This is a genomic window from Mesoflavibacter sp. (genome assembly GCF_964226795.1).
GTDB classification, from domain to species: domain Bacteria; phylum Bacteroidota; class Bacteroidia; order Flavobacteriales; family Flavobacteriaceae; genus Mesoflavibacter; species Mesoflavibacter zeaxanthinifaciens.
In genome coordinates this window covers 79,831-95,623 of the sequence record NZ_CAXQQP010000010.1, presented here as the reverse complement: position 1 = coordinate 95,623, position 15,793 = coordinate 79,831, and the positions used below count along the sequence as shown (strand labels likewise).

Annotated in this window: 12 protein-coding genes and 1 other RNA gene; 1 reads left to right on the top strand and 12 read right to left on the bottom strand. The window is 30.4% G+C overall.

Annotation, left to right across the window (positions count from 1 at the left end; genetic code table 11):
- Window positions 1–53: 53 nt before the first annotated feature.
- Both ACEQT4_RS09460 and ACEQT4_RS09455 read right to left on the bottom strand, forming a co-directional pair.
- A complete protein-coding gene (locus ACEQT4_RS09460) occupies window positions 54–1,259 on the bottom strand; it encodes an NAD(P)-dependent oxidoreductase (protein ID WP_027880411.1) in 1,206 nt (401 codons plus the stop codon).
- Between the two features lie 58 nt (window positions 1,260–1,317).
- Window positions 1,318–1,530, bottom strand: a complete 213-nt coding sequence (locus ACEQT4_RS09455; protein WP_027880410.1) for a DUF2945 domain-containing protein — start codon at window positions 1,528–1,530, stop codon at window positions 1,318–1,320.
- A gap of 252 nt (window positions 1,531–1,782) precedes the next feature.
- Between ACEQT4_RS09455 and ssrA the strand changes: the two genes are divergently transcribed.
- Window positions 1,783–2,180, top strand: a transfer-messenger RNA (tmRNA) gene (gene ssrA / locus ACEQT4_RS09450).
- 64 nt (window positions 2,181–2,244) lie between these two features.
- On the opposite strand, the gene ACEQT4_RS09445 is transcribed toward ssrA, so the two are convergent.
- The 10 genes from ACEQT4_RS09445 to ACEQT4_RS09400 all read right to left on the bottom strand — a co-directional run bounded on the left by ACEQT4_RS09445 (window position 2,245) and on the right by ACEQT4_RS09400 (window position 15,079).
- Window positions 2,245–2,976, bottom strand: a complete 732-nt coding sequence (locus ACEQT4_RS09445; RefSeq protein ID WP_370227219.1) for an SOS response-associated peptidase — start codon at window positions 2,974–2,976, stop codon at window positions 2,245–2,247.
- 31 nt (window positions 2,977–3,007) lie between these two features.
- Window positions 3,008–4,267 (bottom strand): Y-family DNA polymerase, encoded by a 1,260-nt coding sequence (locus tag ACEQT4_RS09440; protein WP_370227217.1) that lies wholly within the window; start codon window positions 4,265–4,267, stop codon window positions 3,008–3,010.
- 100 nt (window positions 4,268–4,367) lie between these two features.
- A complete protein-coding gene (locus ACEQT4_RS09435; RefSeq protein ID WP_370227215.1) occupies window positions 4,368–4,817 on the bottom strand; it encodes a LexA family protein in 450 nt (149 codons plus the stop codon).
- A gap of 398 nt (window positions 4,818–5,215) precedes the next feature.
- Complete coding sequence (locus ACEQT4_RS09430) at window positions 5,216–5,836, bottom strand: NADAR family protein (protein ID WP_370227212.1); 621 nt, start codon at window positions 5,834–5,836, stop codon at window positions 5,216–5,218.
- Window positions 5,837–5,862: 26 nt separating this feature from the next.
- Window positions 5,863–6,933 carry a hypothetical protein gene (locus ACEQT4_RS09425; protein WP_370227210.1) on the bottom strand — a complete coding sequence of 357 codons (1,071 nt, stop codon included), beginning with the start codon at window positions 6,931–6,933 and terminating at the stop codon, window positions 5,863–5,865.
- Between the two features lie 71 nt (window positions 6,934–7,004).
- A complete protein-coding gene (locus ACEQT4_RS09420) occupies window positions 7,005–7,910 on the bottom strand; it encodes a DUF5655 domain-containing protein (protein WP_370227208.1) in 906 nt (301 codons plus the stop codon).
- Window positions 7,911–7,938: 28 nt separating this feature from the next.
- Window positions 7,939–11,049, bottom strand: a complete 3,111-nt coding sequence (locus ACEQT4_RS09415; protein ID WP_370227206.1) for a type I restriction endonuclease subunit R — start codon at window positions 11,047–11,049, stop codon at window positions 7,939–7,941.
- Window positions 11,036–12,301 carry an AAA family ATPase gene (locus ACEQT4_RS09410; protein ID WP_370227203.1) on the bottom strand — a complete coding sequence of 422 codons (1,266 nt, stop codon included), beginning with the start codon at window positions 12,299–12,301 and terminating at the stop codon, window positions 11,036–11,038. The genes ACEQT4_RS09415 and ACEQT4_RS09410 overlap by 14 nt, the downstream gene beginning before the upstream one ends.
- A 1-nt stretch (window position 12,302) precedes the next feature.
- A complete protein-coding gene (locus tag ACEQT4_RS09405; protein WP_370227201.1) occupies window positions 12,303–13,535 on the bottom strand; it encodes a restriction endonuclease subunit S in 1,233 nt (410 codons plus the stop codon).
- Entirely contained in the window at window positions 13,532–15,079 is a 1,548-nt protein-coding gene (locus ACEQT4_RS09400) for a type I restriction-modification system subunit M (RefSeq protein ID WP_370227199.1), read from the bottom strand. The genes ACEQT4_RS09405 and ACEQT4_RS09400 overlap by 4 nt, the downstream gene beginning before the upstream one ends.
- Window positions 15,080–15,793 lie beyond the last annotated feature (714 nt).

Sequence of the window (15,793 nt, the reverse complement as noted above, 5' to 3'; positions counted from 1 at the left end):
CATTGAATACTAAACTAAAGGTAAATTAAAATAATTACAAAAGAGAATTAACCTTATTCTTTTCCTTCTACATAATCTTGTAGATACGCATAACGTTTGGTTAACTTTCCGTTTTCTGTCATTTTTGCTCGTTTTAAAACACCATTTTTATCACCATTAAAAAATGCAGGTATCACCGATTTTAAAAACATCTCACCAAAACCTTCACTTGCGTCTTTTGGTAATTCACAAGGTAAATTATCTACAGCCATAACGGTAATTGCTCCTTTTGCATTGTATGGTACTTCATTTTCTGTCTTAGGATCGTAACCATAAAATGGATCTGCAATTGTTGAAGGTCTTATTGTACTAGCAACTGGTCCGTCAATATCACAAGACACATCTGCTACTAAATTAATTTTAAAATCTGGATGTTTTGCATCTTCTCTTGTAAATATATAAGGTGCGCCATCACCATAAAAATGACCAGCGATAAAAAAATCGGTTACCTTAGCGTAAGGCATAAAATTGCTTTCGTAATCGCTTGGATCTTTATAAAACTCTGGTCTACTTCCTACTTTACCATCTTTGCGTTTGTTATATTCCATAACATCTATCATACAATAAACAGGCTCTGTAAAATCTGACGTTAAGTATAACGCATCACTTACTTCTTTAATTTTTAAATGGTCCAAAATTTCTTTAGCGCCTTTTGCTACTTTACCTGTTCCGGAAAGCACAATCTTTATGTTTGGTAATTTTATTTTATCAAGCTCTGCTTTTACCTCATCTAAATCTTTTAAGTGTTCTACTTTTGGTAGTTCAAACAAACCGTCACGTAATCCTAAAGCCCTAAACCCATTATAAGCACCAACTAATCCTGCGTAGCGACCAAAACCTATTAATCGTGCTCCGCTTTCTTTAACGATGGTTTCGTGATCGTATAATTCGATATTTTTTTCTAAAATAGCTTTTAACAACTTACGGTTATAAGGTTGCTTTTTTATAGTATGACTGAAGAAAAAATATTTTTTATTAGGAATTAAAGCGTCTATTGGCACTTCTTTTACACCTAACATAACGTCTGCTTCTGAGACATCTTGAGTTACTGTAAATCCTAAATCTGAATAGTCTTTATCTGGAAAAACCCTAATATCTGAAGCCTCTACTACTACGTTTGCTTCTGGAAAATTATCTTTTAGTGTTTTTAAATCTTTTGGTGAAAATACAACGCGTCTATCTGGTGGATTTTTACGTTCTTTTATTATTGCGAATTTCATGTATTACATTTTAATCCTGCTAAAATACCTTTATTATTAAGCTTTAGCAAATGAAATTTTATTCTACTTTTTCAACTTCATTTTCTAGTTTTAAGACATAATCTCCTTCATCTTGTTTAATGTATAGCGCTTTATTATTTGTAGTTCCATCTCTTGTTACATCTGTTCCTTTAATGGTTTTTGTTATTTGTTTTGTGTAAGTTTCTTGCACTTTTCCTATTGCTGTCCCGCTTCCCCATTTCCATTTTACCTTGCTTCCTTGTCGTATCATTTTTTTATTTTAATGTAATTATTTTTGTGTCATTTTTTCTTAAGTTTTTTATAAATGTGTGTTGGTATATTTTTTGATACATTATTTTTAGTAAATTCGCAGTCCTTTACTTTAAAAGGTATTTAAAACTAACTTTTGGTTTAGGACCGCGTTAAGGATTGAGGTATTGTTGGAGCACATCTATGATTGCGACTACCGAAAGCCTGACGCACTTTTGCCATTAAAAGCAAAAGTGGGTAACGCCATAAAATTGGGGTCGACTGGTTTTGACAGCGAGATTAATTAAATGGTAAGCACGTCGTGTAACGACTATGAGACACGTAAAACGCTAGGTCAACTTTTTAAACGGCGAGAATAACTACGCTTTAGCTGCCTAATCTGAATTATAGTAAGATTACGCCTAGGCTTACAAGGTAAGCAAGCTAAATGTCTCTGGAAAGCCTTGATTGGCGGCGTTCCTTTTTGAGGCATCGTAAATGTCAATATAGATTTGGTAGCGCTTTGATGCTAAATCGAAACTTTAAGAAGATAGGCAGTAACTAGGTTGTCTTTAACCAGGTTGCTGATGAAAACACAAGAAAAGACTAAACGTGTAGAAAGCTATTTGGTTACTTGTTTGGACGAGAGTTCGATTCTCTCCGACTCCACAAAAAACCCTGTAAAGCATTGATTTTACAGGGTTTTGTTTTTTAGTCGATAATTTGGTCGATAATATCAAATACTAATCTCTTCATATTTTACCTCTTCCAAAATTGTTTCAATATCTGAATTTACTTTTGGACTAAATAAATCTTTACTAACAGAATATGCATTCAAAGACTCTTCTGGGTAATTAAAATTTAGAATGTCTTTAATATCATTTTCATTTAAATCGGTTGATAGCCAATTATGAGTGCTTTCATTGTCAAGAATTACTGGTTGCCTGTTTTTTTTGTTGTGAATTTTAGCAAATAATGGTGACGCATCCTTTGTTAAAATAGTGAATGTTATAAATGTATCGATAACAGTATACAGACCTGCTAACGCTAAAGATTGATTTTCTTTATCCTTGAAATGAAAAGGATATTTTTTGCCTTTATGATCGTGTGGCTCAAAAAAGCCTGATAAAGGAATAATACATCTATTCTCCATAATAGAGCTTCTATAAATAAAATGCTGAAATACTTTCTCAGAGCGTGCATTTAATCCTCCTCCATACTTAACAGCTTCTTTAAAATAAGGTTTAATTTCTTCTTTAGATCTATTACTTGGAACGATACCCCAAACTCCAGGTGCTAAAACATTGGATTTCTCTTGAGGTATAACCAACATATTCGGATGAGAAAATCCGTTCATATGATAACGTGGCACATCAAAATATTCTCGCATTGAATCATCAGCAAGATTTACATTAAACCTGTTTTCTAATTCTATTGTTTTTTTAGTTTGAGATGTATGAAAACACATGTAGTTTTATTTAGGTTATTAAATATAATAATTAAACCTTTATACTTATAATTTCATTAATGTTGGTTGAATATCTTGGAGATAGACGCTCTTGCTTCATCTTCCATTGACGACCTAAAGACTGACTAGCAAATTTAATTTTATTATTACCGTAAGCAGTATTTAATCTATCTACAACATTCATAATAGGTATATGTTTTGGGTTTTCTTTTGTAAACAGTGTATATTGTTTTTGACTATCTGGTGTTAAACCCATAACTATTACACCTGCTTTTTTATAATGGTAATTTTTTTTAAATATAGATTTTAAACCTGTTTGAGCATACTTAACTAAGTCTATACTTGAATTAGTTGGATATTCTGTTTTTACGACAATGTTCCTACCGTATTGAGGTAAATCTTTACGGAAACCATTTGTGTGCAAAAACACCATTATCATGTTACATTGTGATTGTTGCTTACGTAGTTTTTCTGCACAAGACACTGCAAAAGTAGAAACCCGCTCTTTTACATCTTGATAGGATGTAATCATGTGTTCGAATGAACGTGTTGTTGCAATCATTTTTTTATTTGCAATTGTTTCTAAATCTAAGGTTGGTTTACCCTCTAAATCGTGTTTTAAACGTAAACCTACGACTGACATATTTTTACGCACCCAATCATCTGATAATTGAGAAAACTGATAAGCATTATGAATGTTTAGGTTTTTAAGTCTTTGTGAGTGTTTACGACCAATCCCCCAAACATCTTCTATTGGTAACCATTTTAATGCTTTTATACGCTTATCTTCACTATCTATGACATAAACGCTATCTGTGCGTTCTGGAAATTTTTTTGCTATTTTATTAGCTACCTTGGATAATGCTTTAGTAGGTGCAAAACCAATACTTATAGGAATACCTGTGCCTTTTGTTACACGATGACGCATTGTTAAACCTATTTGCTGAAGATTAAAAAGCTTAAAACCATCAAACTTTAAAAAGGCTTCGTCGATACTATATATTTCAATCTCTGGTGTAAATTCTGAAAGTAAATTCATTACACGACTACTCATATCGCCATATAAAGCATAGTTTGAAGAAAAAACGGTTACGTTTTTTTGAACAAATATTTTTTTATACTCAAAAGCAGGTGCACCCATTGGTATGCCTAAAGCTTTAGCCTCGTTAGAACGTGCTATAACACAACCATCGTTGTTTGATAAAACAACAATTGGCTTGTTATTTAATACAGGATTAAATACACGCTCACATGAAGCATAAAAGTTATTACAGTCTACTAATGCAAACATTTATTTATACATATTACGTCTTATATAATCTGTTATATACGCACCCACAACCCAAAGAAAAATGAGTATTGGTATGTGCCACCATTGAAAAGAATACATTTTAAAATTGTTTTATTACATTAGTTACGATACCCCAAATTACAAAATCATTGTCTTTTGTTACTTTTATAGGTTTATATTCTTTATTTTCTGCTATTAACCAAATTACGTCTTTTTCTATTTGAATGCGTTTTACAGTAAAATCGCCATCAATAAAACAAACAGCTATTTTGTTGCTTTTAGGCTCTAAGCTTTTATCTATAATTAATAAATCACCATCATTAATACCTGCATCTATCATTGAATTACCACTTACACGACCATAAAAAGTAGTTGTTGGATTTTTTATTAGGTATTTATTTAAATCTATGTTTATATCTAAAAAATCGTCTGCTGGTGATGGAAACCCTGCACTTATACCATTTGCAACAAAAGGAAGTTTTAAATATGATGAAACATCTGTTTTAAAAAATCGTATAGACTTTGTATTATTTAGGTATTTTATTTTCATATTACAAAATTAATTAAGTAATATGTTTAAATCACATGTTTAATGATAATTTATTAACTATTTGAGCATGGGAGGATGTCGGCTATTTTGCATAGTTGAGTTTTGTGACAAAATTGTTGCGCTTATGCAATTTTGTTACATAACATGTATTATGCAACTTAGCTTTGGGTTGGTTTTGTGGAGGAATGGTTATTTTGATCGTAGGTAATAGCTTTTTGCTTTTTTATTGTACTAATTTATTATAATAGATTTTTTAAATAAAACAAGCAATGTTCTATTATAGCGTTGGCTAAAACTATTGTTACATAAAACCAACTATTTGGTGGCGCGCGGAATAAAATAAAAAATATAGAATTATTGCGTAAGCAATAAACTGGGTTTTATTTTATGTAGATTAATTATGCAAAATCCAAATCGAAAAGATAATTGTTTTCAAATTCAACTATTGGATTACAAACCGTTTCAATTTCAGAACCGTATAATAAAAAACCAAAAACATCTAAAGGTTGAACGCATTCTATTGATTTCTTATTAAAAACATACTCTTGTCTTAACTGCATTAGTAGACGACCTAGAGCATTTTTACCAACTAATGTGTTTTTATCAATTTCCACTGCTGCCCAATCTTTATCTTTATTAGACAACTCCACAATAGCTTTATTTTGTGTCATCTCTAACACTTTTGAAAATTCAACTAAATTCTGTGATAACTTTACTTTTAAAACCCAATACATTATTGAATATTTTACCTCTTCCCAATCTTGTCTTGTGTATTTTAAATATTTACGACTAATCATTTTTGCAGTCATAGGACTGTTTTGCTCTATAATTTCTTGTTGGTAAGATGGAAATAAAGGATAACGACAAGCTTGATATAATGCTTCAGCAGAAGGTATTATAATATCATTCACTCTTATTGAATAACCTCCAGCCATATTTGATAAACCACCAAATTTGGATTTAGTGCTTTTAAAAACAACTACTTCGTTTTTTCTATATGTTCGTTCTGTAATCTTCATATTTTTTACAATATAAATAAATTTAACTATATGCCTCTATTTTTAACACAAAAAAGCGGTAACCAATCGTGTCCTGTGACATCCCACCAAAATACTAACGGGCAGGTATTAGAAATATTACGCCAAGTAAAAAACAAAGTACCTGTACCAAATGTTTTATGTGAGCGTACTGTATCGCCTAAAGGTCTTTTTCTTTGGTCGGGATTTGCTGTTTGAACCTTACCAAGTAATTCAACACCTTTTTCCAAAAAGATATTTTCTAATTTAATTCTATTTTCTGGACTACTAAAAAATGTTTCCTTTTTAGGTAAATTAGATGGTCTAAAAGCAGGAACACTATCGTTTTCAGCTACTAAACCAGATAAATAATCCATTGTTGATTTGGATTGGCCTTCTATAGGATAAACACAGTTTAATTTTTGTTTCTCAGCTATCCACTTTGTTTTTATATGATTTTCTACAATATAATCTGTACCAACAAGAAGTACTTTTTTAATTTTATCATCAAATTGCTTCATTAAACGCCATTCCATATTACTAAATCCAAATGAGTGATAGCAAAACAAACTAACTGCTAAAGTTTTTGATTTATTAATAATAGCCTTGTAATTTTCATTCTGACCATCTTCTTTAGTCTCTAGCCAAGTTGCTAAGTCTTTATATACTGTACCACCTGTAGCCAAAACATCATCAAAATAAATAAAATTTGTTTTAGGCACGTCTATATAATCTTTATAATCTACCATAAACTCAGATTGTAAAATATCATCTACAATTGATAAAATTTCTGACTGACTTTTGTATCCTTTTTGAAGATTAAAGAAATGAGTATTTAACACCATTTCATTCATTGTTTTATAACCATAAAAGTTTTGAATATCTAATAACCTTGTGCGTAGTAAATCTTTAGCCTTTTCTTTAGATATGTATATCTCTGGTAAAAAATGCAATAACTCTTTTAAAACAAATTCAGCATCATCACCAAATTGATTTGCCCAAGCGATAATATGCTCTACTGTTATTTCAAACTTTCTTTCTGCATAATCACATTGATAATCTTTAATTATCTCAAATATTTGTTCTGCTATTTCTTGCATTATTTATACTGTTCTTTTTATCCTTTAGATTGATTAATATTTTACGCTGCAAACATTTAAGACTCTTATTGTTATATTGCCTGTTTAATCAAGTATAAAATATACTCTAAATTATCATTATTTGTTATTACTAATTCATAATCTCCATTACCCCAATGTCCCGTATTTGATACATCACGCATTAGATTTTTAGGGTCTTCTAGCTTCCCTTTTGGCAGATTTATAAATAGTTTTATTCCTTTCTTGAGTGTTACAATATCTGCTATATTTTTATCTTTTTTAAATGCTATATATAGTTTTTTAGGTTCTAACTCAATATCATCTGCTAAATTTAAAATAGCTTCTTTATAGGTTTCGTAAAGCTCTTTTACTTTATCTGGATAACTATCTAAATGAAATTCTTCTGTATATACTTTTATCTCTTTTGTAACTGCTTCTAATTGTGTATTACTTGATGTAATTGGTTTGATACTTTCTGCCGATTTACTTTTCTTTATTTGGTTAACACTAATTAAATTATTTTCATAGCGCTTAACTTCCCATAACTCAATAGCTATATCTTTAAAATTTGTGGCTGTTTTTTGATTTTCGGTAAAACTTGTAGATACAAATACTACTCTTGTTTGACTCCAATCTACATCAGTACGTTTTAAATTTTGCTTTAGAGTTTCGTTATACTCTACTATAAAATCCGCTTTGTTTTCGAGCATTAAACTTAAATATGTGAAGCCTTGGTCTACTACACTTATATTTTTACTTCTCTTATATTCAATAATAATGAATGCATTTGATTGCGTATCGTAAGCTAATGTATCTATGCGTTTGTTTTTAATTGAGAACTCTGATTTTACTAATTGCAAATCCATTAACTCCTTTAAATTGTTTTCAAAAAGTGATTGTATTTCTTTTTCTAATTTAAAAGGTTTTTCTTTTAAAATGCTAATAGCATCTTTTGACTTTAAATTATATAAATGCATAAATTATACTTATTAGTTTTGAAAAGAATTATAGTTCATTACTAATTCTTTTGAACTTTTCTACAAATGAAACAATCTTTTGAAATACATTTTGCTTTTTTGTCAGGTATTGAGGGTTTAAAGGACTCATTTTGGGTAAAATAGAATTTAACTCCGTACCGTTTTCGCTTGCATATTCACGTTTTAAAGATGCCAAAATATAACGTTTTGCTGCTTCTTCGTTTAAACTCTCTTCTTCAATTAATTCTGCTGCTTCTTTTTTCTGTTTTTCCTTGGCATACGCATAGAAATCATCAATAATAGTTGCTTTCTCTTTTATATCATCTAAATTGGTTTCATTTATAAAATCTACTACTAAACTTTCTTTTGCTCTATTGCCTACACTTGCACGAATTACACGTCTTATTTCTTCTACTAAATCTGCTTTATTCTTGGTTTTCTTATTACTATCAAAAATTAATTCTAAAATATAGTCTAAGTTTATTTCTTGAGATTTTAATAAATCTACTTCAAAAACTACATCATCCCAATCTATATCTGATTCTTCTGCTTCATTACCTTGTTTTTCTCTTCTTAACCAATCACGAATGTCATTATAGGTAGAGCGGTAATCTTGTATTGTTCTTTCTGCAGGCACTTCAATAGCTTGCATACTTACAATATCATCGTCTGTTAAGAAGTTTTCTTCTTTAAATGCTTCTATAGCCTCTTCATCTGTAGTGTCAATACTTTGCAGTTCTTTCAGATGATTAAACTCATCATAATTTTGCAATATGTTTTCTACGCGTAAATATTCTCCAAAGAGTTTAGAAAATTCTTTTTTGTCCTTTTCTGTTTCTATCTCATCAGGATTGGGAAATTTTTCTTTTAATTCTGCTACCACTTCAACATAACCTCTACGTGCGTTACCTGTAGCAATATCTGTGAAGCCTTCTAAATATTCTTTATAGCTTTTTTCTAATACTACATTTTTAGTACTGCTATCACCAAATAAGGTAATTGCATCTATTGTTGCTTGTTCTAAATTTCTAAACGTAACAATATTACCAAAGGTTTTTGTAGCATCGTAAATACGGTTGGTGCGTGAAAAGGCTTGCATTAAACCGTGATAGCGTAAATTTTTATCTACAAACAAGGTATTTAAAGTTGGTGCATCAAAACCTGTTAAAAACATACCTACTACAATTAATAAATCTACTTCTTTGTTTTTTACACGTTTGGCAAGGTCACGGTAATAATCTTGAAAGCCTTTACTATCGATACTATAATTCATTTTAAATGCTGCATTATAATCATCAATAGCTTTTGTTAAAAACTCTTTGGCACTTACATCCATAGCTGTAGGCTCAAAGGTTTCGTCTTGTATTTCACCAATTGCTCCTTGTGCTTCATTTGCTGCAAAAGAAAAAATAGTTGCTATTCTTAAAGGTTTATCGCTGTCTTTTTGAAGCTTGTTTAATTCTTCATAATAACATTTTGCTGCATCTACACTACTTACTGCAAACATGGCATTAAAACCGCTATTACTACCTTTTGTACGGTGTGTTTTTTGCCTGTAATGTTTTAAAATATATTCTGAAATTTCTTTGATACGAACAGGATGTAATAAGGCTTTTTTGTTTTCTGCTGCGGATAATTTCTTTAAATCTTGTTCTGACTCAATCCCTTTAAACTTGGGACGAACGTCATTATAATCTACCTTAAATTTTAATACTTTTTCATCTCTAATAGCATCTGTTATTACATAAGAATGTAATTCTGTACCAAATACGCTTTGTGTAGTTTCTGAACCTAAAGCATTTTCAGGAAAAATAGGTGTTCCTGTAAAACCAAACTGATAGTATTTTTTAAACTTCTTTTTTAAATTCTTTTGAGCTTCACCAAATTGAGAACGGTGTGCTTCATCAAAAATAAAGACCACTTGTTTTTGATAAATATCTAAATCTTTTTCACCTTTCATTAAGTTATTTAACTTTTGAATGGTGGTAACCACAATTTTATTGTCGGCTTTTTCTAAATTTCTTTTTAAAGCTGCTGTATTTATAGAACCGTTTACGCTATCTGGTGAAAAGCGTTGGTATTCTTTCATGGTTTGAAAATCCAAATCTTTACGGTCTACTACAAAAAACACTTTATCTATAAACTCTAATTTTGTCGCTGCTAATCGTGCTGCTTTAAAACTGGTTAATGTTTTACCAGAACCTGTAGTATGCCATATATAACCGCCACCTTCTGTTGTTGCCCATTTTTTAGCATTATATGAACTTGTAATTTTCCATATAATTCGTTCTGTTGCTGCAATCTGATACGGACGCATTACTAATAACGTATTGTTACTATCAAAAACAGAATACGTTAATAATACATTTAATAGTGTTTGTTTTTGAAAAAATGTTACTGTAAAATCTTTTAAGTCTTTGATTGACTTGTTTTTTACATCTGCCCAATTCATGGTAAAGTCGAAGCTGTTTTTATTGCGCTTTACCGTATTGGCAAAATAACGACTGTCTGTACCGTTAGAAATCACAAAAATTTGCAGGTACTTGAACAAAGAGTTTTCTGTATTAAAACTCTCTTTTGTATAACGATGTACTTGATTAAAAGCTTCACGAATAGCAACACCTCGCTTTTTTAGTTCTACTTGTACTAGAGGTAAACCGTTTACTAAAATGGTAACATCGTATCGATTTGCATGTGTGCCTTTCTGCTCGAACTGAGAAATAACCTGAACCTTATTACGTGAAATATTGTTTTTATCTACTAAATAGATGTTTTGAATATGTCCATCATCAAACACAAAATCGTAAATATAGTTATCGTGTAGTTTACGTGTTTTATCAACAAGGTTATCACTTGGTTTGTCTAAATATTCTTCTACAAAACGTGCCCATTCTTTATCTGTAAATTGCATATCATTTAGATTTTGCAATTGTACACGCACATTTGCCAACATTGCTGTTGGTGTGGTTAGGTGTTTTACATACTCATAGCCTTGATTTATTAAATCTTTTACTAATTCTTTTTCTAAATCTGCTTCTGTTTGATACCCAGAAGGTGTTTCATTGACTTCTGAAAACTTTTTGTAGTTATCTAAAACAATGAAATTGTTTGATTCTGCTATGGTTTTATACTGTTTCATTTTGCTCTATTAGTTGCGAGAACTTATAATTATTTTCGAGATGATTTACTAATTCAATTAACTTGTTTCTATCGTTTTCTTGAACTTCTGCGGTTTCTTCACCTCCATGAGCAGAATGGCTTGAAAGATCCAATATTCTTTGTGCAAAAGGGTCTGGTTGTCCGTTTATTTTTGGTAGTAATTGTTTCCAATTGGTATATCCTAAAAAAGTTGTAGTTTTTTCTAAAATATTTCTAATGAAATTAAAGTGATACTTTTTTATTTGATTAGGATTATTTTTAGCTTTTTGAATTTCTCTAAGTATCTGTAAATGGTATGAAAAAGGAGTTTTTCTACCAAGTGGTTCAAGGTTATAATTACCGTCTTCTAATTTAACAAACCGATACTTTTTAGACCAGTCAGAGTTATAAATAAATTTTTCAACATCTGGAGTATCAACTTTACTAACATAATCAGGATTTGGTATATTGTTATTAAGCTCATTTGAAATAACATTATAAAATAAAGGATTATGAGTTGTTATTATAAATTTAAGGTCTGACCTACTATTTTTAACCAATTTTGAAATATTAACAGCTAGTTCTATTAAATGGTTGTCGTCTAACGAACTAACTGGGTCATCTATAAAAACATATTCTAAATCATTAAACTTATCTGTTGATCGATTAGTTTCATCCTTTTCATTTAATGTTTCAACAGCTTCTTCCAATAAACTATAATAGACACACCAAATAAAATTACTTTCTTCAGCTTTAGAAATCTTAATATTTGGGTCACCTTGATCATCTCCACTTGCAATTGAAAACGTTACCTCAGAATATGCTTTTACAATAGCATTATTACCTTCTTCATCTTGAGTTATATATTCTTCATTAAAACGTGGTGTAATTGAATCGTTAGTATAGTGCTGAAAATTTGATATGATGTTATTATCCAATCCTTGTTCCTTCAAAAAATTTAATGCAAATTCGGTGAAATTGTTAGGACGAATTAACAACTTACGATTGGTATCAGTATCTAAATCATTATCCCAATAAAACAAATCTTCTGTAAAAGCATTGTAATACATTACTTTAATACCTGATGCTTCTTGCTCTTCTTCCTGTTCTTCGCTAGAAACTTTTGGGGCTACTAATAACCTAAACTTACGTGATAATCGTGTTTTACCTGTACCATTAAAAGCGTAGATTAATTGTACTTTTTTATTGGCATCCCTTAACTCTTCCGCAATTTTTTTTAAAGTCTTACTCATATTATACTTCTACAGTAACTTTAGGAAATGTTAATAGCTTGTTTCTATAATACTCGTATTGTTTTTGTCGTAACTCTATTTCTTTTGGTAAACCTTCACTTATAGATGTAGTTAATACATCAAATTTATCGAGGATGTTTACGATGCGTTGTTGTTCTTCTAGTGACGGAATTGGGATTGGAATTGTCTTTATCGATTTTAGACTAAGAGTTTTTTGGTTACCGCCACTAACATTTTTTTCAATAAAATTTTGTCCTATACTTGAAACTAAAATATAAAACAGAAATTTAAAATTTATTTGAGGATTTATAATAACAGTATTTTGTCCCATACAAGCTGCATCATCAACAGGGATAATACCAACATTTCCATACGAACCTACTCTAGACATAACTAAATCATCCTTTTTAGGAAGATACTTCTTTGTGAACACTGAAAATATTTCTTCATTTACCCTTAAAGTTTTATTTAAATCCACATACCCTCCTTTTATATCCGTAACTCTAATCATACTTAATCCATTATCAGCATATTTAGGAGTTTTATGCAATGAATCGTATACATTTGCAACCTCCCCCAAAGTCTTCCATTCCACTTCACTCTCTTCAAAAGTTAGTAATTGTTCACGGTAGTATTCGTATTGTTTTTTACGTGCAGTAAGTTCTGTAGTAAGTTCTGTAGTAAGTTCTGTAAAAGTATCTAAAATACGAACTATTTCTTTTTGGATTTTGAGTGATTTATCTGGATTATCTGGACATGGGATTGGGATTTTTAATGATTTAATAATATCTGCGTTTAAATTGCTAACTGAACTACTATTAATCTTATTTAACCAGTAATATTGTACAATATCAGAAGCGAGATAATGATATAAGAAATCTGTATTAAGCAAATTTTCAAAATCACTAATTGAAGCCCAACCATCATGAATAGCTCCATTAATATCAAGAATATAAGGTCTACCAAAACTCATTGAATTAGACATAATTAAATCACCTCGTTTTAATAACCTCGATTTTTTAGCACCTTCAGTGGTTATTTTTTGTTTTGTTTTCTTAACATATTTTGAATTAGGTTCGGTATCTCCTATTTTTATCCAAGGAACACCATTTTTATCATCTGTAATAAATTTAGCAATTGGTCTTGGTGAAGCACCTCTTTGAATTTTAGCTATATCACCAAAATCTTTCCATTCAACTTCTATACCTTCTAAAAGCTTTTCTAACTTACTCATGCTTCAATTTCGTTTACAATGTTATCAATATCGGCACGTAGTTTATCAATTTTTTTAACTGTATTAGCAACCTCTTTATTTAGTACTTCTATATCTATTTTTTCACGTGTGTCTTTAGCTTCTACATAAGAACTCACAGAAAGGTTATAATCGTTTTTGGCAATTATGCTATTGTCTACAGATTTTGCTATGTGTTTTACGTCTTCTTTGCTATCAAAAAGTTGCATTACTTTTTCAATGTGGTCGTCATACAACACATTGTTATTGGTCTCTTTTTTAAAGAAGTCTTCACCACTAGCATCAATAAACTGTGTTTTGGTATCGGTTTTACTTTTAGAAAGCACCAATAACGTTACTGCTATGGTAGTACCATAGAATAAATTAGGTGCTAAATTGATAATGGTTTCTACATAGTTGTTATCTACCAAATACTTTCTAATTTTTTGTTCTGCTCCACCACGATAAAAAATACCAGGGAAACATACCAATGCTGCTCTACCTTTACTTGACAAATAGCTTAATGAATGTAGTACAAACGCAAAATCTGCTTTAGATTTTGGTGCTAATACTCCTGCAGGTGCAAAACGGTCGTCATTAATTAACGTAGGGTCGTCGCTACCTTTCCATTTTATAGAATACGGTGGATTAGATACAATGGCATCAAACGGTTTATCGTCTGCTAATTGTGGATTCATTAAGGTATTACCCAACACAATATGAAATTTATCGTAGTTTACATTGTGTAAAAACATGTTCATACGTGCCAAGTTATAGGTAGTGTGGTTTATTTCTTGACCAAAGAAACCTTCTTCAATTAAATGATTATCAAAATGTTTTTTAGCTTGTAAAAGTAATGAACCAGAACCTGCAGCTGGGTCGTATATTTTATTGATTTTTTCTTGTTTATGCATTGCCAATTGTGCAATAAGTTGCGATACGTTGGTAGGTGTAAAAAACTCACCTCCAGACTTACCAGCATTGGCTGCATATTTATGAATTAGAAACTCGTAAGCATCACCAAACAAATCAATTTTATTGTCTTGAAAATTACCCAAATTTAACCCTGCAACACCTTTTAAAACATCAGCTAATCGGCTGTTTTTATTTGCTACGGTATTACCTAATCGATTGCTTGTAGTATCAAAATCGGCAAATAAGCCTTTAATATCTTGTTCAGACGGATAACCGTTTGCAGAACTTTCTATTTCTGTAAATATTTTAGCTAAATCAGTATTTAGGTTTTCGTTGTCATCTGCGTTTTTAACTACATTTAAAAATAACTGACTTGGGTAAATAAAGTAGCCTTTGGTTTTAATGGCATCTTCTTTTATTTCAGGTGTTATTACTTTATCTGGTAAACTTGCATAATCAATACTATCGTCACCTGCTTCAATGTAATCCGTGAAATTTTCACTTATAAAACGATAGAATAATGTACCTAAAACGAAGTGTTTAAAATCCCATCCATCAACAGAGCCACGGACATCGTTGGCTATTTTCCATATTTGATTTTGTAATTGTGTTCTTTGGTCTATGCTTGTCATTTGTTTTTATGCTGTTTTATTACAATGGTAGTAACTTAAAGTTTTTATCTTAATCTAAAGGTTAAAAATATAATATTAATCTGACTTAATAATAAGGTTTTCCGCAATTATTCTTTAGAGGTATTTTTTATTTATTTTAATTTCTTTTAAAAAATCACACTAATTTATACATACAATAATTACCCCCTTAAATCCTCTCAATAATACAAACATCAAAATAAAAATTAGTAACACTGGTACTAAACAAACTAAAACCAAACTTAAACTTAAAAAAGTAACTAACCAAAAAATGATACAGTTCCACAAAAAAGTGAAACACCTTCACAAAAAAGTGAAACACCTTCACAAAAAAGTGAAATACCTTCACAAAAAAGTGAAATACCTTCACAAAAAAAGTGAAATACCTTCACAAAAAAAGTGAAACACCTTCACAAAAAAGTGAAACACCTTCACAAAAAAAGTGAAACACCTTCACAAAAAAGATGAAATACCTGCAATAAAAAGTAAAACACTCCCAAAAAACTGTATAAAACTAAACTTAACCTAAATCAATCAACACAAAACCACAGTTAACCAACCTTAACCAAAACTAAATTATTTATGCAACCGTAAAACCTACACTAAAATTGTTGTTTTGTTGAAGAAACCCCTAAACACTATATTTTACAATGGTTTTTACTTCAACACAAAAACAACAACAGTTCAACAATTAAT